10 protein-coding genes and 1 other annotated feature are annotated in these 21,959 nt (G+C 41.8%); of the genes, 4 read left to right on the forward strand and 6 right to left on the reverse strand.

Annotated features, from left to right (window positions below; genetic code table 11):
• Nucleotides 1-14: 14 nt before the first annotated feature.
• From gltB (PMAL9190_RS14580) to gltB (PMAL9190_RS14590), 3 genes are all read right to left on the reverse strand, one after another.
• Complete coding sequence (gene gltB / locus PMAL9190_RS14580; RefSeq protein ID WP_087845826.1) at nucleotides 15-4,478, reverse strand: glutamate synthase large subunit; 4,464 nt, start codon at nucleotides 4,476-4,478, stop codon at nucleotides 15-17.
• A 400-nt stretch (nucleotides 4,479-4,878) separates the two neighbouring features.
• Nucleotides 4,879-6,345 (reverse strand): glutamate synthase subunit beta, encoded by a 1,467-nt coding sequence (locus PMAL9190_RS14585; RefSeq protein WP_087845827.1) that lies wholly within the window; start codon nucleotides 6,343-6,345, stop codon nucleotides 4,879-4,881.
• Nucleotides 6,338-10,885 (reverse strand): glutamate synthase large subunit, encoded by a 4,548-nt coding sequence (gene gltB, locus PMAL9190_RS14590; RefSeq protein ID WP_087845828.1) that lies wholly within the window; start codon nucleotides 10,883-10,885, stop codon nucleotides 6,338-6,340. Before gltB (PMAL9190_RS14590) ends, PMAL9190_RS14585 begins: the two co-directional genes overlap by 8 nt.
• 484 nt (nucleotides 10,886-11,369) lie before the next feature.
• Between gltB (PMAL9190_RS14590) and mnmL the strand changes: the two genes are divergently transcribed.
• Together mnmL and arcB are read left to right on the forward strand one after the other, a co-directional pair.
• Nucleotides 11,370-12,317, forward strand: a complete 948-nt coding sequence (gene mnmL / locus PMAL9190_RS14595) for a tRNA modification radical SAM protein MnmL/YtqA (RefSeq protein WP_087845829.1) — start codon at nucleotides 11,370-11,372, stop codon at nucleotides 12,315-12,317.
• 143 nt (nucleotides 12,318-12,460) lie between these two features.
• Nucleotides 12,461-14,824, forward strand: a complete 2,364-nt coding sequence (arcB, locus tag PMAL9190_RS14600; RefSeq protein WP_087845830.1) for an aerobic respiration two-component sensor histidine kinase ArcB — start codon at nucleotides 12,461-12,463, stop codon at nucleotides 14,822-14,824.
• Between the two features lie 63 nt (nucleotides 14,825-14,887).
• Here the strand turns inward: arcB and arcA are convergent, their stop codons facing one another.
• The gene (gene arcA / locus PMAL9190_RS14605) at nucleotides 14,888-15,607 is read right to left on the reverse strand and encodes a two-component system response regulator ArcA (RefSeq protein WP_060997621.1); all 720 of its coding nucleotides are present in this window, start codon (nucleotides 15,605-15,607) and stop codon (nucleotides 14,888-14,890) included.
• A gap of 612 nt (nucleotides 15,608-16,219) precedes the next feature.
• Here arcA and PMAL9190_RS14610 point away from each other — a divergent pair.
• Entirely contained in the window at nucleotides 16,220-16,723 is a 504-nt protein-coding gene (locus tag PMAL9190_RS14610; protein ID WP_087845831.1) for a putative 4-hydroxy-4-methyl-2-oxoglutarate aldolase, read from the forward strand.
• On the opposite strand, the gene PMAL9190_RS14615 is transcribed toward PMAL9190_RS14610, so the two are convergent.
• Complete coding sequence (locus PMAL9190_RS14615) at nucleotides 16,706-17,185, reverse strand: hypothetical protein (protein WP_087845832.1); 480 nt, start codon at nucleotides 17,183-17,185, stop codon at nucleotides 16,706-16,708. The genes PMAL9190_RS14610 and PMAL9190_RS14615 overlap by 18 nt on opposite strands.
• A 156-nt stretch (nucleotides 17,186-17,341) precedes the next feature.
• Nucleotides 17,342-19,069, reverse strand: coding sequence for a bifunctional isocitrate dehydrogenase kinase/phosphatase (gene aceK, locus PMAL9190_RS14620; RefSeq protein ID WP_087845833.1), 1,728 nt, complete (start codon nucleotides 19,067-19,069; stop codon nucleotides 17,342-17,344).
• Between the two features lie 232 nt (nucleotides 19,070-19,301).
• Nucleotides 19,302-19,424: a sequence feature (Thr leader region), on the forward strand.
• 74 nt (nucleotides 19,425-19,498) lie between these two features.
• Between aceK and thrA the strand changes: the two genes are divergently transcribed.
• Nucleotides 19,499-21,958 (forward strand): bifunctional aspartate kinase/homoserine dehydrogenase I, encoded by a 2,460-nt coding sequence (gene thrA, locus PMAL9190_RS14625; protein WP_087845834.1) that lies wholly within the window; start codon nucleotides 19,499-19,501, stop codon nucleotides 21,956-21,958.
• The last annotated feature ends 1 nt before the right edge of the window (nucleotide 21,959 follow it).

A 21,959-nucleotide genomic window follows, 5' to 3' on the forward strand; every position in this document is an offset into this window, starting at 1 on the left:
TGGTTATCCCTTCCTTATTGTGCCTGAAGACGCAGTTCAGATTCTGAACGACTTTGATGACCTAGCAGAGTATTGATATCTGCTGATTTTGGTTTGGCAAGATAGAATTTTGGAATCCATTGCTCAAAGTGGGTCAGAATATCATTTGCATGTGCTGACGCTGTTTCTTGCCAGTGGCGGTCAATCAAGCCACGTAAGTGTTCTTGGTGGATTTTTAAGTTATCGAGAGAGATAGCTTCAATTAATTCTGGATTTACACGACCAGCAAAATCACCATCTTGATCAAGAATATAAGCAAAACCACCTGTCATGCCGGCACCAAAGTTAACCCCTGTTTTACCTAAAATAGCCACGATACCGCCAGTCATATACTCACAGGCGTTGTCGCCAGCACCTTCTACGACAGCAATTGTGCCTGAATTACGTACCGCAAAACGCTCACCCGCTTTACCTGCAGCAAACAGTTTGCCGCCTGTCGCACCATACAAACAGGTGTTACCGATGATCGTTGCATCACTAGATTTAAATGCTGAACCTTGCGGTGGACGAATTGAAATAACACCGCCGGTCATACCTTTACCAACGTAGTCGTTAGCATCACCGGTTAGATTAAGATTAAGTCCGCCTGCATTCCAGACCCCAAATGATTGTCCGGCAGTACCGATAAAGTGCAGCGTGATCGGTGTTGATGCCATGCCTTGGTTACCGTAACGGTTAGCTATTTCACCGGATAAACGGGCACCAATTGAACGGTCGGTATTGCAAATAGGGAAGTGATACTCTCCACCACTGCGGTTTTCGATGGCACTTAACGTTTGCTCTAACAGTTGTTGGCTTAATTGCGCGTCATCAAAGGGGGTGTTGGCTTCACTGCAATACAAGGTTTTACCTGCTTGCGGTGTTGGCGCCACCAGTAATGGACTTAAATCAAGTTTTGACTGTTTGGCGGTAAAGCCATCAAGTTGTTGTAATAGATCTGTGCGACCAATTAAATCGGTTAACTGTTTAACCCCAAGTTGGGCTAATAATTGCCGTACTTCTTCACCGACACCAATAAAGTAGTTCATTACTTGTTCTGGTAATCCTTTAAAGAAATCACGACGCAGTTTTTCATCTTGAGTCGCAACTCCTGTGGCACAGTTGTTGAGGTGACAAATACGCAGATACTTACACCCAAGGGCGACCATAGGTGCAGTACCAAAACCAAAGCTTTCGGCACCTAAAATGGTTGCCTTAACCACATCAAGCCCCGTTTTTAAGCCGCCATCAACTTGCAGACGGATCTTGTGGCGCAGACCATTGGTAACCAATGCTTGTTGAGTTTCAGCTAATCCAAGCTCCCACGGGCTACCGGCATATTTGACCGATGTCAGCGGGCTTGCACCAGTACCACCGTCATAACCTGAAATGGTGATTAAATCGGCATAAGCTTTGGCAACACCGGTCGCGATAGTGCCGACCCCAGGTTCAGACACCAGTTTGACTGATACTAACGCTTTGGGATTGACTTGTTTGAGATCGAAGATCAGCTGCGCCAGATCTTCAATCGAATAAATATCGTGATGCGGTGGCGGTGAAATTAATGTCACCCCTGGTACGGCAAAACGTAACTTGGCAATTTCAGTGGTGACTTTATGGCCGGGAAGCTGACCACCTTCACCGGGTTTTGCACCTTGAGCGACTTTAATTTGAATCACATCGGCATTGACTAAGTAATGCGGTGTGACCCCAAAGCGGCCAGAAGCCACTTGCTTAATGCGAGAATTACGTTCATTACCAAAACGGCGTGGATCTTCGCCACCTTCACCAGAGTTAGAACAACCGCCTAAACGGTTCATCGCAATCGCTAATGCTTCGTGGGCTTCCGGGCTCAGGGCACCAATTGACATTGCAGCTGAGTCAAAACGCTTATACAACTCAGTTGCCGCTTCAACCTCCTCAAGCGCAATCGAACTGTTGGTATGTGTTAAGGCTAATAAATCACGAATAGCTGCTACTGGGCGATGGTTTACTTGGTCTGCAAAGGCGAGATAATCTTGATAGTCGCCAGATTTTACCGCTTTTTGTAATGTTGAAACTACATCAGGGTTATAGGCGTGGAATTCGCCGCCGTGAACATATTTTAGTAAACCACCGTGATCAATCGGTTTGCGCTTTAGCCACGCCTTTCGAGCAAGATTATGTAAATCTTGTTGAATGTCACTAAAGTCGGCGCCTGAAATGCGACTTGCGACACCTTTAAAGCACAATTCAATAATGTCATCGCCCAAGCCAACCGCTTCAAATAGCATTGAACAACGATAAGAAGAGATAGTTGAGATGCCCATTTTTGACATGATCTTAAACAGGCCTTTATCGATACCATTACGATAATTGGTCATTACGTCGCGGTATGACTTATCAATTACCTTAGTATCAATCATTTTTGCTAGTGATTCATAAGCAAGGTAAGGGTAAACCGCGGTCGCACCAAAGCCTAATAACACCGCAAATTGATGCGGATCGCGTGCTGTGGCTGTCTCTACCACAATATTGGTATCACAACGCAAATTGTTATCAACCAAGCGACGCTGCACTGCACCGACAGCCATTGCTGCTGGAATCGGTAACGTGTCAGGGCTAATTGTGCGATCAGATAACACGATCAGTACCGCGCCTTGTTCAACGCGTTGTTGAGCTTTATCGCACAAACTTACAATCGCTTGCTCAAGATCGGTATGTTGAGGATCAAAATTAATATCAAGCTGGTTGCTGGCGTAGTATTGCTGATCAAGATCGAGTAATTGTTTAAAGTCGGAATGGAGTAATACTGGCGACTTAAATGCCACTCGCTGAGCATGACTATCGGTTTCGCAGAACACATTAATTTCACGACCAATACAGCTGGCAAGTGACATTACATGTTTTTCACGTAAAGGATCGATAGGTGGATTGGTAACTTGTGCAAACATTTGCCGAAAGTAATCAGTGATTGGTCGCTGCTGTGATGATAATACTGCCATTGGCGCATCATCACCCATAGATCCGGTCGCTTCTTGGCCATTTTCACCTACCACTCGTAGCACTTGATCGAGTTCTTCGCGGCTGACGTTAAATTGTTTGTGATAGGTATTTAACTGATTATCATCCAAGCTACGTTGACCAATGTGGTCATCATCTAACTCTTCAAATGGGGTTAAATGTTGGACATGGGTGTCCATCCATTGTTTATAGGGATGGCGACTCATGAGTTCGTTATCGATATCTTGTGAGTGCCAGATTTTAGCAAACTTAGTGTCAATAACTAACAGTTCACCGGGACCAACGCGGCCTTTTTCTGCTACTTCATCGGGAGTGTAATCCCAAATGCCGACTTCAGAGGCGATAGTGATCAGTTTATCTTTGGTGATCACATAACGTGCTGGGCGTAAGCCATTACGATCAAGGTTACATGCCGCATAGCGACCGTCTGACATCACAATGCCAGCTGGGCCATCCCAAGGTTCCATGTGCTTGGAGTTAAAATCATAGAAGGCGCGCAGTGCTGGATCCATATCGGGGTGATTTTGCCATGCGGGTGGCACTAACATTCTCATGGCGCGGAATAAGTCCATGCCGCCAGCTAAAAATAGTTCCAGCATATTATCAAGGCTAGATGAATCAGAACCGGTTTCATTAACAAACGGTGCGGCTGTTTTTAAATCTGGTAACAGTGGCGAGCTAAATTTATAGGCACGTGCTCGTGCCCATTGGCGGTTGCCGGTAATGGTATTAATTTCACCATTGTGGGCTAAATAACGGAAAGGTTGTGCTAATGGCCACCGTGGCTGAGTGTTAGTTGAAAAACGTTGGTGAAATAAACAGATCGATGACTCTAAACGAATATCACCTAAATCTTGATAAAATTTAGGCAGATCGGCGGGCATAAATAACCCTTTGTAAACAGTGACTTGAGTTGAAAGGCTGCAAATATAGAAATCTTTATCAGCCGTAATGCGTTTTTCAATACGACGTCGAGCAATATAAAGTCGGCGTTCAATATCACGTGGCTTCCAGCCAGCAGGAGCATTAATAAATACTTGCTCAATGGTTGGCAGAGATTGTTGTGCGATAGGGCCAAGCACACTTGGGTTAATCGGCACTTCACGCCAGCCTGCAATCGACAAGGTTTCAGTGATTAACTCTTGATTGATAATTTCGCGAGCTTGTTGTGCTAGTACCGGATCTTGGCTAAGAAAAATCATCCCTACCGCAAATTCGCGTGATAAATTCCACTGTTTTTCTGCGGCAATAATACGATAAAAATTATCGGGTTTTTTGATTAATAAGCCACAGCCATCGCCAGTTTTACCATCGGCGGCGATACCTCCTCGGTGGGTCATGCGATCGAGGGCGGATATCGCGGTTCGAACAAGTTTATGGCTGGTTTCACCTTCAATATGGGCGATAAGACCGAAACCACAGTTATCTTTCTCTAGTGATGGGTTATACAGTGACATTGCAATTCTCCGTTGCGCCTGCTCGTAACAAACAGTTTTACTGTAAAATGGCAATCAAGTGAGATCACGCATTTTACTTCCTACGATATTTCAAACTAACGATAATTTACAAAAAGGTCAAATGTTGCTAACAAATGATATTTATCACTGCTAAGTGGGTTTTATTAACTTTAACTGTCTGAAATAAAATCATATTCATTACGGTTGTAAGTTTTTTGTTGGTAAAAATAAAGCGGTAATGACTGGTTGTTGTGGCTAAAATAGCACTAAGTTTGGTTGTTTCTGGTCGTTCATGCGATAAAACATGGAGAGGGAAAAATCTTCTGCACTGTAAGCAATAAAAAAGCCAGTATTGATAATACTGGCTATTTATTTTAGTAGAAACGGGTAACAATAAAGTTTACGAAAGCATTAATGAATCTGCTTTTGCTTCGAGATTTGAGTTGCCCATCAGGTAATTATCAATGACACGTGCTGATTCGCGACCTTCGTTAATACAGCGTACAACTAGTGACTGTCCAGTTCGCATATCACCAGCTGCAAATACGCCTGCTTGGCTAGTGGCAAAATCGTCAGTGGCGACATTACCGCGATCGTCAAGTTGAATATTTAATTGCGCTAATACCCCCGTTGGTTCTGGGTGTAGAAAGCCCATCGCTAAAAAGGCCATATCACAAGCGATAATGCGCTCGGTCCCTGCCACTTCTTCAAAGCTAGGTCTTTCACCAGGTTTGGCGTCTTGCCAAGCAATATCGGCGATGCGTAGCCCTTTGACATTGCCATTTCCATCATCAATAAATTCTTTGGTAAGAATATTCCAATAACGATCACAGCCTTCTTCATGTGAGGTCGATGTTTTCATGATCATTGGGTATGACGGCCATGGTTGATTTGCAGGGCGCTTTTCTGGTGGCAATGGCATGATCTCAACTTGGGTTATACTGGCGGCACCATGGCGGTTTGAAGTACCTACACAGTCAGAGCCTGTATCACCACCACCAATGACGACTACGTGCTTATCTTGTGCATAAATTTCTGCAGTTTTGAGGTCCATAGCATTGGCACGACGGTTATTTTGGGCGAGAAACTCCATCGCAAAATGAACCCCATTAAGTTCGCGCCCCGGAATCGGTAAATTACGTGGTACAGTCGAGCCACCTGTTAACAACATTACATCAAATTCTTGGCGTAATTGTTGAGCATTAATATCGACCCCGATATGGGCATTGACTTCAAATTTGACTCCAGCTTGCGCCATAAGGTCGATTTTACGATCAATGATATCCATACCGAGCTTAAAGTCGGGAATACCAAACCGCAGTAAACCACCGACTTTTTCATCACGCTCAAATACTGTCACGCTATGACCTGCGCTATTTAGTTGCTCTGCAGCAGCTAAACCTGCAGGTCCAGAACCAATAATGGCAATGGTTTTACCGGTGCGTGAACGCGGGATCTTAGGTTTGGCATAACCTTCACGATAAGCGGTTTCAACAATGGTTTTTTCAATATTACAGATAGTAATTGGATCTTGATTGATGCCCAGTACACAGCCACTTTCACAAGGGGCTGGACATACTCTACCGGTGAATTCTGGAAAGTTATTGGTTGAACTTAAAATATTCCACGCTTCTTCCCAGCTATCACGGTAAACCGCATCATTAAATTCAGGAATGATGTTACCGATCGGACAAGCGTTATGACAAAACGGTACACCACAATCCATACAACGCGCAGATTGCTGTTGAATTTTGTCACCAAATTCGTCGTTAAGAACAAACTCTTTGTTATCCTGAATACGAACACTTGGATCTAACTTACTTGGCAGTTCGCGGCCAAATTCTAAAAATCCCGTAGGCTTACCCATTGATGGCCTCCAACGTTTCCTTGTTTTGAGCGGCAGCTTGACGCTGTTGTAATACGGCTTTGTAATCCCTTGGCATTACTTTTCTCATCTGGTTGAGGTTAGCCTCAAAGTTAGATAAGAATAGCTCTGCAACCGTACTACCCGTTAATTCAATATGTTTGGTTAACATATCAAGTAGCAGTGCTTTATCTTCAGTTTCAATAGGGTCGAGGTCGACTAATTCAGCATTGAGTTTGGTTTCAAAGTCACCAAATTGGTCCCACACGTAAGCAACACCACCACTCATACCAGCAGCAAAGTTACGTCCAGTTTGACCGAGAATGATAGCGATACCGCCAGTCATATATTCACAGCCATGATCGCCGACACCTTCGACAACCACTTTAGCGCCAGAGTTACGGACACAGAAACGCTCACCAGCAAGGCCGCGAATATAAGACTCACCCGAGGTTGCACCATAGAAACACACATTACCAACCACAATATTATCTTCGGCAATAATGTCGGAGTGGCTATCAGGGTAAAGCACTAATGTTCCACCTGAAAGTCCTTTACCCCAGTAGTCATTAGCATCGCCTTCAACGGTAAATTGCACCCCTTTAGCCAAGAATGCCCCAAAGCTTTGACCCGCTGAGCCGTTAAACTTAACCGTCATTGGCTGTGGTAAGCCTTGATCTTTATACACTTTAGAGATTTCATTGGATAGCATAGTACCGACACTACGATCAGTGTTGATGATCGGTAGCTGTGCTGTAACAGCTTCACCTTTAGTGAGTGCTGGTTGTGCCAATTGGATCAGGGTGCGATCAAGTACCTGCTCTAGACCGTGATCTTGCTGACGCTGGTTATAAATGCCATCTTCAGCACGTGGCGGTTGAATGTGCAGTACTGGGCTAAGGTCGAGATTTTTGTATTTCCAGTGACCGATATCATCACGCAGTTTTAGTTTCTGCGCTTGGCCAACCATTTCATCAATGGTGCGGAAACCAAGCTCAGCCATCACTTCACGTAAACCTTGTGCCATGTATTGGAAGAAAGTCACTACGTCTTCTACGCGACCATCAAAACGCTCACGTAGCGTTTTGTTTTGCGTTGCGATACCAACAGGGCAGGTGTTTTTATGACATTTACGCATCATGATACAGCCTTCAACAACCAATGCTGCGGTTGCGACGCCCCATTCTTCAGCACCGAGTAAGGTCGCAATCGCAAGATCGCGCGGGGTTTTCATTTGGCCGTCAGACTGCACCACAATGCGGTTACGTAAACCATTTTTTAGTAGTGTTTGATGGGTTTCAGCCAAGCCAAGTTCCCATGGTAAACCAGTATGACGAATCGATGACATCGGTGATGCGCCAGTACCGCCATCAAAGCCTGCAATCAGCACTACATCGGCTTTAGCTTTAGCAACACCTGAAGCAATGGTACCAACACCTGCTTCTGAAACGAGTTTGACGTTAACACGGCCAGCACGGTTCGCATTTTTTAAATCATAGATCAGCTGGGCTAAATCTTCGATGGAGTAAATGTCGTGATGAGGTGGTGGTGAAATTAAACCAACGCCAGGGGTTGAGTGACGGGTAGCACCGATCCAATCATCGACTTTATCGCCGGGTAGCTGACCACCTTCACCTGGTTTTGCGCCTTGGGCCATTTTTATTTGCAGTTCATCAGCATTGGTGAGGTAGTAAGAGGTAACCCCAAAACGGCCTGATGCAACTTGCTTGATTGCTGAGCGTTCCCAATCGCCATTGTCTTTTTTATCAAAACGAATCGGATCTTCACCGCCTTCGCCGGAGTTAGATTTAGCACCAATCCGGTTCATGGCAACGGCTAAGGTTGAGTGCGCTTCATAAGAAATCGAACCAAAGCTCATTGCACCAGTTGCGAAACGCTTAAGAATATTGTCAATCGGCTCTACTTCATCAAGTGCAATTGCTCCGGCTGGATTGCTGACAAAATCTAATTGACTACGCAGTGTAGCTGCGTTGTCACCTTGATCATCAACCGCTTTAGCATATTGTTTAAACTGGGCGTAATCTTTTTCTCGAGTGGATTGCTGCAGTAATGAAATGGTTTCAGGGTTAAACAAGTGTTTTTCACCGCGTTGTTTCCACTGATAGACGCCACCAACATCGAGAATTTGTACTGGAATTTCACGAGTAGGGTAACCGACACGGTGACGCACTAAAACTTCTTGCGCGATGTCATCAATGGTGAGACCTTGAATTCGTGTCACAGTACCGGTGAAGTATTTATCAACAACAGCTTTACTGATACCAAGTGCCTCAAAAATTTGTGCACCATGGTAAGACTGTAGCGTTGAAATACCCATCTTAGAGAAAATCTTCAGCAGCCCCCCGTTTATCCCTTTGCGATAGTTATCAAATAAGGTATCAGTCGGTAGTTGTGGATCAAGCTTACGTTTATGTTGCAGATCAACCAGTGTTTCTGTGACCAAGTATGGGTTGATGGCATTGGCACCGTAACCGATAAGGGTGGCAAAGTGGTGAGTTTCACGCGCATCACCAGTTTCAACCACGATGTCACACTTGGCTCGTAGACCTTTACGGATAAGATGGTGATGAACGGCACCGACCGCAAGCATTGCTGGAATGGCTGCATGGTTAGAGTTAACCGCGCGATCCGTCAAAATAATGATTGAGTAACCATCAACCACGGCATCTTCAGAATACTGACAAATACGTTTTAGGGCGCGATCAAGTTTGCCTTGTTCACCACTGGCTCGAAACACAATATCCAGTGTTTTTGATTGCAGGTGCTCATTATCAATCGCGCGAATTTTTTCTAATTCAGCATTGGAAAGAACCGGTGATTCAAGCTCAACTTTATGACAGTGCTCAGGGGTTTCTGTCAGCAGGTTTTGATCTTTACCTAAGTAGGTATTGAGCGACATTACCATTCGTTCACGAATCGGATCGATAGGTGGGTTAGTTACCTGCGCAAATAACTGTTTAAAGTAATTCGATAAATGTTGTGATTGGTGCGATAACACGGCTAATGGCCAATCGGCGCCCATTGCACTTAGAGGCTCATAGCCAGTGTTGGCTAATGGCACAATAATATCATTGACTTCTTCTGAACTAACACCAAAGGCTTGTTGATGATGTAACAAGCGTTCAGGGGTTGGCTGGTGGTACATGTTGTCAGCATCAGGCAGTGTTTTAAGCGTCAGCAGATTATCTTTGATCCATTGCTCATAAGGCTGTGAGGTTGCAATGCTATCTTTGACTTCTTCATCTGAAATAATGCGCCCTTGCTCAAGATCGGCGACAAAAATACGCCCAGGTTGTAAGCGACCACGAAATTGAACATTTTCAGGTTCAATTTTTACTACTCCAGATTCTGATGCCATGATCAGAAAATCATCTTTAGTTACGGTATAGCGCGATGGACGAAGACCATTACGGTCAAGAGTCGCACCAACTTGTACACCATCAGTAAAACAAACAGAGGCGGGGCCATCCCACGGTTCCATAATATTGGCGTGGTACTGGTAGAAAGCACGACGCTTAGGATCCATACTGGTATTTTCTTGCCATGCTTCAGGGATCAGCATCATTAATGCGTGCGGTAAGCTACGTCCTGAAAGTACCAATAACTCTAGTGCCATATCGAAATTAGAAGAATCTGAACTGCCTTCCTGACAAATAGGCAGCAGCATATCGAGTTCTTGTTGACTGAATAAGTCAGATTCAAGAATGGCTTCGCGAGCTTTCATCCAATTAAGGTTGCCACGAACGGTATTAATTTCACCATTATGGGCGATATAACGGAAAGGTTGCGCTAAGCGCCAGCGTGGAAAGGTATTGGTCGAAAAACGAGAATGGACTAATGCTAACGCTGTCACCATTGCTGGGTTTTGTAAATCAAGGAAATACTGCGGTACTTGGGCTGTGGTGAGCTGACCTTTATAAACTAAGGTTTTATATGATAATGAGTTAATGTAGAAATCATCACCAATATTAGACACGCTCTCTAAACAAACCCGTACAGTATAATTACGTAATACATACAGTTTACGTTCTAACACCGCAGGATCGAGGTTGGCGCCACCTGTAATGAAAACATGTTCAAATTGAGGTTCGGTACTTAGAGGATCTTCGCCAATCATTGAGTTATCGACGGGCAATACACGGTAGCCAATAACCTCTAAATCAAGGCGTTTAGCATTACGTTCAAGAATATCACGGCATTGTTGACGTTTATGTTCATCTTTTGGAAATAATACCACCCCGACACCGTATTGGGTAAAAGTGGGCAGTTTAATGCCGAGCTTAACGGTTTCTTCTAATAAAAATTCGTGGGGTTTTTGCAGTAAAATACCGGCTCCATCACCACTACTAGGATCACAGCCTTGACCGCCTCGGTGCTCCATACGTGCTAGCATATCGAGAGCCTGAGTGACAATTTGGTGAGATTTACGGTTTTTAAGGTGGGCAACAAAGCCTATACCACAGGCATCGTGCTCTAATTCAGGCACATAAAGTCCCTGAGCATTAAGCTCTTGAGCTGTCATAGATACATCCTTCCAGTTACATCAAGTCATATTCCTAAGACTTGGTTATCCCTAATTTAGTATCACCACCAATTCACATTGAGATGGACTCCTGTCCTGCATCACTGATGGCGTGTTTATGATAATGACACTCGCCATTCACAAACTTAATTCTGTTGTATTACGATTAATAGTTACAAAACACATTATTAATGACGTAAAAGCCATACAAATCACGCCAAAACAACGTAATCACAGGGCTTTTTTTGTTTATAAATTGCACACAAGTGTAACCATCCTACAATTTTGATACATTAATTACCAATAAAAATTAACACTTTTGATGCATAAATGAAGCATATTTAACGACTAAGATTACGGTTAATTATGGGTTTTTGTTTTAGCACAACCTTCATGATGATGATTAATGCTATGTTGCGACTCCTTTGTCACATTGGTCTGCGCTGACGTAGATTATTCATTGTTTTAAACGCTAGGTAATACCATGCAATTGCATCAACTCGTCAATACTTTTGGGCAAGATTTACAACACCGTTATGGTGAAAAAGTCCATAAACTTACCTTACATGGTGGCTTTAGTTGTCCTAATAGAGATGGCACTATTGGCCGTGGTGGCTGTACATTTTGTAATGTTGCTTCATTTGCTGACGAAAAGAATCAGTTCGTGCCGATTCAACAACAACTCGCTGCTCGTGCAGGAGAGGTACATCGTGCCCGACGTTATTTCGCTTACTTTCAGGCTTACACCAGTACTTATGCTGAAGTTCAAACATTAAAAAACATGTATGAGCAAGCACTTACGGCAGCAGATATTGTTGGCCTTTGCGTTGGTACTCGTCCTGATTGTGTGCCTGATGCGGTATTAGATTTACTGGCGGGCTATGTTGAGCAAGGTTATGAAATTTGGTTAGAATTAGGCTTACAAACCGCTAATGATAAAACCCTTAAGCGCATTAATCGCGGGCATGATTTTGCCTGTTATGCTGAGATCACCCAACGTGCTCGAGCATTGGGTATTAAGATTTGTACCCACTTAATTGTAGGACTCCCTGGTGATACTAAGGCTGATAATCTGCAAACGTTAAATAAAGTGGTTGCAGTCGGCGTTGATGGAATTAAATTGCACCCGTTACATATTGTTGAAGGCAGCAAAATGGGACAGGCATTTAAAGCAGGAAGATTAGAGGCGATTAGTCTGGAAACTTATGCGGATATTGCCAGTGAAATGATTCAATTAACCCCACCAGAAGTGGTTTATCATCGCGTTGCTGCAAGTGCTCGTCGACCAACCTTACTGGCACCGATGTGGTGTGAGAATCGCTGGTTGGCGATGACTGAAATTGGACGTATTTTAGATAAACATGGTGCGCAAGGGAGTGCCTTAGGTGATCCGTTTATTTATCAATTACCGATATTAAATAGTCACGTATAAATGAAGCCTACTTGAAGTAGGCTTTTTTGTGCGCCGCAATAAAACTTTACAGCTTTGGTTTAGGTACTAGCCATGAGAGCGATTATGATAGGTAGTAGTGTTCGCCATAGTGGCGAGGTTGTTTTTTTTATTGGTATTCATTGATGAAACAAATCAAAATTTTAGCCCAGTTTTATGTCGACCTTTTAGTTAAATTAGGTATTTTTCGTTTTAGTTTATTATTGGCAGCGGCATTAGTTGCACTTGCGATGGTGGTACAAATTGGTGTCACATTCCTGTTACACGGCACCATGCGCGATGTTGAAATTATTCGCTCAGTAACCTTTGGATTATTTATTACTCCTTGGGCTGTTTATTTCCTTTCTGTGGTGGTTGATCAATTAGAAGATTCACGCCAACGCTTAGCTAAGTTAGTGACTAAATTAGAGCAAATGCGTGCGCGTGACATGGAGCTCAATCAACAACTTCAAGCTAATATTGCCCGCTTAAATTCGGAAATTGAAGAACGAGAAAAAGCAGAAGAAGCACTTGAAGAGGCAATACAAGATTTAGAAAATGAAGTTTATCATCGTGAAAATGCGCAAGTCGCTGTTGCTGAAAAAAGTGCGTTATTAAAGTCGTTCTTAGATGCTTCGCCTGATTTAATTTATTACCGTAATGAAAAAAATCAATTTTCAGGTTGTAACCGTGCAATGGCTGAATTGGTGGGTAAAAGTGAACAGCAACTGGTTGGGTTAACACCATGGGATGTTTACCCAGCGGAAGTTGCCAAGCGAATTATTAAAACCGATCAAGAATTATTTGATATTAATACGGCGATGACTGATGAGCAGTGGCTTGATTATCCAAATGGCAAAAAAGCATTATTTGAACTTCGTAAAGTGCCTCTTTATGATCGTAATGGCAAACGTTTAGGTTTAATGGGCTTTGGGCGTGATATTACTGAGCGCAAAAAATATGAAGACGCGCTAGAAAAAGCCAGCAGTGATAAAACGGCATTTATTTCAACCATTAGTCATGAATTACGTACACCACTTAATGGTATTGTTGGCTTAAGCCGAATGCTATTAGAAACAGAACTGACTGATGAGCAGCGTGGCTATTTACGTACTGTCCATGTGAGTGCGATCACTTTAGGTAATATTTTTAACGATATTATTGACTTAGATAAATCAGATCGTCGTCGGTTAGAGCTACTGCCTCAGCCATTAGATTTCCATGAGTTTATTGAAGATCTTGGCAATATTTCACAATTAATGGCTGAGCAAAAAGGGCTACGATTTGATTTGGAATATTTAACGGCACTACCAAAAAATATTGAGGTCGATAGTACTCGTCTACGCCAAGTGTTGTGGAATTTAATTGGTAACGCCACCAAGTTCACTAAACAGGGTGGAGTAATATTATCGGTCAGTAGTGAAATTCATCAGCATGATGCTGAAATCATTTTTGAAGTCGAAGACAGCGGCATTGGTATTCCTAAGGCTGAAATTGATAATATTTTTGCGATGTATTATCAGGTTCAACAAGGGGATGATAATTTACATGCAGTTGGTACGGGAATTGGTTTAGCTGTTTCACAACAATTAATTCAGTTAATGGGCGGTAATATAACGGTACACTCTGAAATAGGTACCGGCAGTACCTTTACCGTTAAGATTCGCGTGCCTTTGGTTGAAGCTGTTGTTGAAGAGCATATTGTTACTGCAGTGCGTCCTGAAATGACAGGACTCAGTATTTTTATGGTAGAAGATATTGAACTTAATATCGTCGTCGCCAAATCACTACTTGAGCGATTAGGCCATGAAGTAACAGTTGCTATGCGTGGTGATGAGGCACTAGCCATGTTTAGACCTGAAGATTATGATTTAGTGTTATTGGATATTCAATTGCCAGATATGACAGGATTTGATATTGCTCAAAAATTACGTCAACAATATCAAGATCTGCCAGCTTTAGTGGCATTAACCGCTAATGTGGTCAATGATAAAACAGAATATCTCGATAAAGGTATGGATGAAGTTTTAAATAAACCATTAACGATAAAAGCGATTACCAGTGTAATTGATAATCTGGTCTTAAGTTGTAGCCATGAGCTTGATGATGAAGGTTTAATTGATAATGAAACTGATCAGACTGATACCACCAGTGTTAGTATGATTGATACATTATTAGATTTGGAAATGCTAACCTCGTACGTTGAAATTGTTGGAACAGAGCCGGTTTATACCAGTATTGAGATGTTTGAAAAAATGATGCCTGATTACTTGGCTATTTTAGATTCAAATATGACCGCTAAGGATCAAGACGGGATTAAGTTTGAAGCCCACAAAATAAAAGGTGCGGCAGGATCTATAGGTCTTAAACATATTCAGCAAGTGGCTCAAAAAGCGCAATCACCAGAATTACCGGCATGGTGGGAAAATATTAATGATTGGGTTGATGAAATTAAATATAGTTATCAAGATGATCTTAATGTGCTTAAAACGTGGTTAAAGCAGCAGTAATGAGTAATGAAAAAGGCGACCTGATGGTCGCCTTTTTATTTCACTGTTTGCTTGGAGAAGAAATTATTCTTCGCCTAAATCACCACAAAAGCGGTAACCTTCACCATGGATAGTGGCAATGATCTCTGGTGTATCTGCAACTGATTCAAAGTGCTTACGAATGCGACGAATAGTTACATCAACAGTACGATCATGTGGCTTCAATTCACGGCCAGTCATTTTCTTTAGTAAATCAGCACGAGTTTGAATCTTACCTGGGTTCTCACAGAAGTGCAGTAGTGCACGGAATTCAGAACGAGGTAATTTAAATTGCTCACCACTAGGGCTTACTAAAGAACGGCTATTGATTTCTAATGACCAATCATTGAACTCATAACGCTCAACCAGTTTTTTATCTTCAGTTGGAAGACCTTGGTTCATTGCACGAGTTAATAGATTACGTGCACGAATTGTTAATTCACGTGGGTTGAATGGTTTCGTGATGTAATCATCAGCACCAATCTCAAGACCTAAAATCTTATCAACTTCGTTATCACGACCGGTTAGGAACATTAATGCCATATCACCTTGTTCGCGAAGTTCACGTGCAAGTAGAAGGCCGTTCTTACCTGGAAGATTAATATCCATGATAACAAGATGCACAGGGTTTTCAGAAAGCATCTGGTGCATTTCTGCGCCATCATTTGCTTCAAAAACAGTGTAACCCTCTGCTTCAAAAATACTTTTTAGTGTGTTACGTGTTACGTGCTCGTCTTCTACAATCAGAATGTGAGGGGTTTGCATTTTGGCAGTACCTAATATCAGAAACTAAATCTGGTTAACCACAGAATAGTTAAATTCTATAAAAAAAATTCACAAATAGGACAAATGTTTTAAATAAACACTTTATTGTTACAACCTATGTGGTACACCATCCTTTCATTCAACAACATAATAACGATGTTGAAATCCCCCATAAAGCTTGGGGTGCTGGCTACAATCTCCCTGATAATGCGACAATTGTATTCACTTAACAGCTCGCTAACAATGTGGAGAGCTTAGTTGATACCTATTAGTTGGATGTTTTTTGATTTATATCAAACAGCGAGAAGAACAGTTGTTATGTTTCTAAGTTTAGTTAACCTTTATATCGGAGTAGAAAAAAAGTGTCATGATAGTAATAACAATATACAAAATGCGATACTACTGACTAATATTTAAACTTAATGACAATAAAAAATACAACATATAGTTCATCTTTATCTAAATATTGTAACAGTATCGATTAGGGTTGGCACTCATTAAGGCGAATGGATCTTAGTAAAAAAGAGCTGATAATCAATATTGCGATTGTTGTTAAGAAATACGGTCAATTTTGTCTGTTTTTTGATTTTTTTTGTGATGAAGGAACGGTTAATGAAGGATTTATTACCTGATTTATGTGATTACTATCCCCAAGATATTCGTTTTTTACCGCTAACCTTATTTGATTATGGTTGCCATACGCCATTTGGAGGGAAAATCGTCACGCTACGCTGTTTTGAAGATAATAGTTTGGTGCGTGATATATTATCAACGGCAGGTGATGGTAAGGTTTTATTTATTGATGGGCATGGTAGTTGTCGACGGGCATTATTAGGTGATCAATTGGCTTTATTAGCCGTTAAAAATAACTGGCAAGGTATTATTGTTAATGGTGCTATTCGAGATATAGCAACCTTGGCACAATTACCTCTTGGCGTTAAAGCGCTGGCTGCGTGCCCAATAAAAACCGATAAGCGTCAAATGGGTGAGAGTAATGTGGTGTTAAATATTGCTGAAACGCTGATTTACCCTAATGATTATCTTTATGCTGATTTGAATGGTGTTATTTTGACGAGTACGGCATTAGATTTGAGTGTATTAAAAACTGAACCCTAATCCGAGTTCAATAATTTGCTCAAGTTCAGCATAGTCGACGGTGGCACGTACATTGACCTTTTGGGATACATCATATTGACTGCCGAATTCTAACCCTAATGTGGTTTTATTATTCATTGTTTCTGAGGTAATGGCGCTGTTAATACTGATGCGTGGTGAGACAGAATATTTAACTCCAGAGGTTAAGCCACTTGATGTTGGTTGATAATCGGTACTGGTTGTTAGATGAGTGCTGACATAGAGTTGAGTATTGTCAGTGACAGAATAAGCATAACCACTGTCAATTTGCCAGACATCAAAACTTTGTTGCTGGCGTGATTGTGACGATAGAAACCAGCCAGAAGTGAGTGTTTGACCGCCATTATAAGTGAGGCTAGTTTTTATGGCGGTTGTTGCTTGTGCTGTGGTTGATAGCGCTAAAAAAGTAAGTAAGCCGATCATCCTTAAAAAATATTGGGTCATACCTACTCCTTTTAAATAACGACGTTATTTTAAATAGTAGGTGATGTTGCACTAATAGTAAGTGTTATAAATGATAAATATGAATATCGATGCTTACTGTGTGATGGTTGATACAATTTAAGCGTAATATCATCGGTTATTGCAATGGCGATAAAATTATTTTTTTGCCGTTGTTAGGTGTAAACGATGGCGGTTTTGATAAGGAAAAACATCGGGGTATAATTCTTGTTTAATGTTGGCTTGTAAATGTTGCCAATAACTTGCCTCAAAAAGATTCTGATGCAATTCATTAAACAATGATCTTACTTTAGGGTTAATCAGTAAGAAAGTACGAAATTCTTCAGGAAATACATCATTGATGCCAACGCTATACCAAGGCTCTGCAGCCATCTCATCTTCAGGATAGCGCGCTGTTGGAATAGTGCGAAAATTCATTTCAGTCATATACGTAATTTCATCATAGTCATAAAACACCACTCGCTTGTGACGTGTCACACCAAAGTTTTTAAATAGCATATCTCCAGGAAATATATTAGCGGCAGCTAACTGCTTAATAGCGAAACCATATTCATTGACCGCGTGACGTAAGTCAGCATCGTTAGCGGTTTCAATATAAATATTAAATGGAATCATTCGTCGTTCCATATATAAATGCTCAATAATGACGTTATCGTCAGTGACTGTCACAATCGAAGGCGCAATAGCGAGTAGCTCATTAATTAATTCGTCGCTAAAGCGTTGTCGTGGAAAACTAAAATGACGGTATTCTTGCGTGTCAGCCATTCTGCCAACCCGATCATGCTCTTTTACTAATTGATATTTTTGCTTTACTGCTTGATGGCTAATGTCTTTTTGAGGTGCAAATTTATCTTTAATTATTTTAAAAACAAAATCATAAGATGGCAGAGTAAAAACTGACATCACCATACCTTTGATGCCAGGGGCAATAATAAATTGATCGTTCGAGTGCTCTAAATGATCGAGGAATTGGCGATAAAATTCAGTCTTACCATGTTTTTGGCAACCAATGGCGGTGTAGAGTTCGGCTAAATTTTTATTGGGTAATAGCTGAGCTAAAAAGCGCACTAAGGCCGCAGGAGCGGGGCTGTAAACCATAAAATATGAGCGAGCAAATCCAAAAATAACACTGACATCGTTAACGTTACAAATACCCGCATCTAGCACTAATTGACCATCGTGGTTGAGTATTGGTAGCACTAAAGGTAATGATTCACCGTTTGAAAATGTCAGTTTTCCAACCAGATAAGCTGCTTTATTGCGATAAAAAGGTTCGCGAATTTGCTCTAAGGTGAGGTGTTGATCGAGTTTATTGCCAAGCTCGGTTTGTAAGTGAGAAACCAACAATTGAATATCTGCTTGTTTGTCACTCCAATCAAGTGTAAACGGTTGATCATCCAACATTCTTTCAAGCATTGCTGCTATGGTTGTTTGCACACGATAGTGGCGAGTTAAGGTGCTGGGGTAAGTAGGAATTCGGTGCTGTTGTGAGCTATGAATAAAGATATTATCGCGGTTAATATTACGGTGTTTAAAAATGCGACAGTATACTGAATTAAAAAAACTTTCTGCAATATCATAGCGTGGGTAGTCAACCAATAAATTTTGATAGGCATGTTTTACTGCGGTAAGACAAATTTGATTGGCATATTGCCCGCCAAGCATGATCTGAATTTGATTAGTGACTAATTCTACATGGTGATCATAAAAACTAATTCGCGTTTTTAATGCTTGATGAACCTGTGCCCATTGTTGGTGTTCAAATCGTTGTTGCGCCTCGGCTGTGACGTCAAGGAAGCGGCCAAACATAGCATCAGAGCCTTGTAAAATAGTATGTGCTATCAGTGACTCCATGGCTGCACTCATCGATCCGTCCTTTATGATGATAATTTTAGCTGCAAGTTTTTATTACTATGCAATGCCCGCTAGCGGACTGCAAATATTATTGTTGTTTTTTTGAGCGATAGTCTCACTCTGTTGGGAATATTTTAAAGGTAGCTAAAGTGTGATAATTGTAAAAACCTTATTGACTCTATATTACGATTCATGTAATCGTAAGGTAACAGCGTGTGAAAGAGAAATTGCAACGATGGCAAATATATCCCGTATCACTATCACCACTATTATTATGACCATTACCATTAACGGTGTTGGTGCGGGCTGATATACGCAAGAATTACAACAAGCCCGCAACTCATAAAGAGCTGCGGGCTTTTTTTTCAATTTAAATTCATCAGTATTGAGTAATGCTTGTTTACAGCAAGTAGTTCAGGATAGTCACTCGGGAGTTAGGGAATGCGAGTATTTAAATTTGGCGGTTCGTCATTAGCAAATGCAGAACGGTTTTTAAGAGCGGCAGATATTATTGCCAGTAATGCCAAACAAGGTGAAGTTGCAGTGGTGTTATCGGCACCCGGTAAAGTCACTAATAACTTAGTTGCGGTAATTGACAGTGCTGTAACGACAGGGAGTGCAACGCAACAAATCACGACATTAGAAACAGTTTTTAATGATCTTTTTGATGGCCTTAAAGCGCTTGAACCTCGTTTTGAACAACAACTATTAACCACCAAGCTAGCAGCAACGATCGAGCAATTACAACAATATGTCCATGGCATTCAATTATTAGGATTATGTCCTGATAATGTTTACGCTAAGGTGATCAGTAAAGGCGAACGGCTATCGATTTTGGCAATGAAGTCATTATTAGAAGCCAAAGGCCAGCCTGCAAGTTTGATAGATCCCGTTCAATATTTATATGCTGAAGGCGATTACCTCGAAGCACATGTTGATATTGAAATTTCAACCCAAAATTTCCGCAATAACCCTTTGCCCGCAAACCATGTTTGTATTATGCCTGGCTTTACAGCCGGTAACCGTCAAGGCGAATTAGTCACACTTGGTCGTAATGGATCCGATTATTCAGCAGCGGTATTAGCGGCTTGTTTACGGGCTGACTGTTGCGAAATTTGGACGGATGTTGATGGGGTTTATAGTTGTGATCCGCGCTTAGTTCCCGATGCGCGTTTATTAAAATCGTTAAGCTATCAAGAAGCAATGGAACTGTCTTATTTTGGTGCGTCAGTATTGCATCCCAAAACGATTGCCCCAATTGCTCAATTTCATATTCCTTGCTTAATCAAAAACAGCTTTAATCCGCAAGGTGCAGGTACCCTGATTGGTCAAGATACGGGTGAAGATCAGCTTGATATTAAAGGTATTACAACCTTAAAAGATTTAACCATGGTTAATGTTTCAGGCCCTGGTATGAAGGGGATGGTCGGTATGGCTGCACGCGTATTTGGCGCTATGTCATCTGCGGGTGTATCTATTGTACTGATCACTCAATCATCATCTGAGTACAGCATTAGTTTCTGTATTGAATCGGCTGATCACGTTCAAGCTGAAAAAGCGCTAAACGAAAGTTTTGAATTAGAATTAAAAGAAGGTCTGCTTGAGCCTGTTGAGTTTTCAGATGATGTATCTATCGTTACTTTAGTTGGCGATGGTATGCGCACTTCACATGGTGTGGCATCACGATTCTTCACTGCGCTAGCTGAAGTTGATGTCAATATTGTAGCGATTGCTCAAGGATCTTCTGAGCGTGCTATTTCTGCGGTTATTCCACAAAATAAAGTTTCTGAGGCGGTTAAAGCCTGTCATGAAAACTTATTTAATAGCCAACATACACTGGATGTCTTTGTGGTCGGCGTTGGTGGTGTTGGTGGTGAGCTGATAGATCAAATTCACCGTCAACAACCAAAACTGTCTCAAAAAGGGATCGTAATTCGCGTCTGTGGTATGGCGAACAGTAAAGGTTTATTGCTCGATAGCCATGGTTTTGTGCTTGATAGCTGGCGTGATCTAATGGGATCGGTAACTGAGCCATTACAGTTACAGCGGATGGTGGAATTAGTGCGCAATAATCACATTATTAATCCAGTTATTATTGATTGTACTTCTGATCAAACCATTGCAGAACAATATGCTGATTATCTGGCTGCGGGATTCCATGTTATTACCCCGAATAAGAAAGCCAATACTGCTAGCATGGCTTACTACCAACAATTACGCCAAGCAGCACGTGTTGGTCACCGTAAGTTTATGTATGACACCACTGTTGGTGCTGGTCTGCCCGTTATTGAAAACCTACAGAATTTACTTGCAGCCGGTGATGAATTAGTGCGGTTCTCAGGTATCTTATCGGGCTCTCTTTCTTATATTTTTGGTAAGTTAGATGAGGGCATGAGTTTTAGTGAAGCGACAACCGTTGCACGTAATAACGGCTTTACTGAGCCTGATGCACGTGATGATCTGTCTGGAATGGATGTTGCTCGTAAACTTCTGATCTTAGCTCGTGAAGCCGGATTAGAATTAGAACTTGAAGATGTGGTAGTAGAACAAGCGTTACCACCCGGTTTTGATGCTTCAGGCTCGGTCGATGAATTTATGGCACGACTGCCACAAGCTGATGCATATTTTGCAGACTTAGCAGCGACGGCGGCTAAAGAAGATAAAGTATTACGTTATGTTGGTGAAATTGATAACGGTAATTGCAAGGTTAACATTGTGGCTGTTAACCCTGATGATCCCATGTTTAAAATTAAAGACGGTGAAAATGCCTTGGCTTTCTATAGTCGTTATTACCAGCCGATTCCATTAGTGCTACGTGGTTATGGTGCGGGAACTGAAGTAACTGCAGCTGGTGTGTTTGCTGATCTGATGCGTACGTTAGGCTGGAAGCGAGGAATCTAAC

The organism is Photobacterium malacitanum (genome assembly GCF_900185615.1).
GTDB classification, from domain to species: Bacteria; Pseudomonadota; Gammaproteobacteria; order Enterobacterales; family Vibrionaceae; genus Photobacterium; species Photobacterium malacitanum.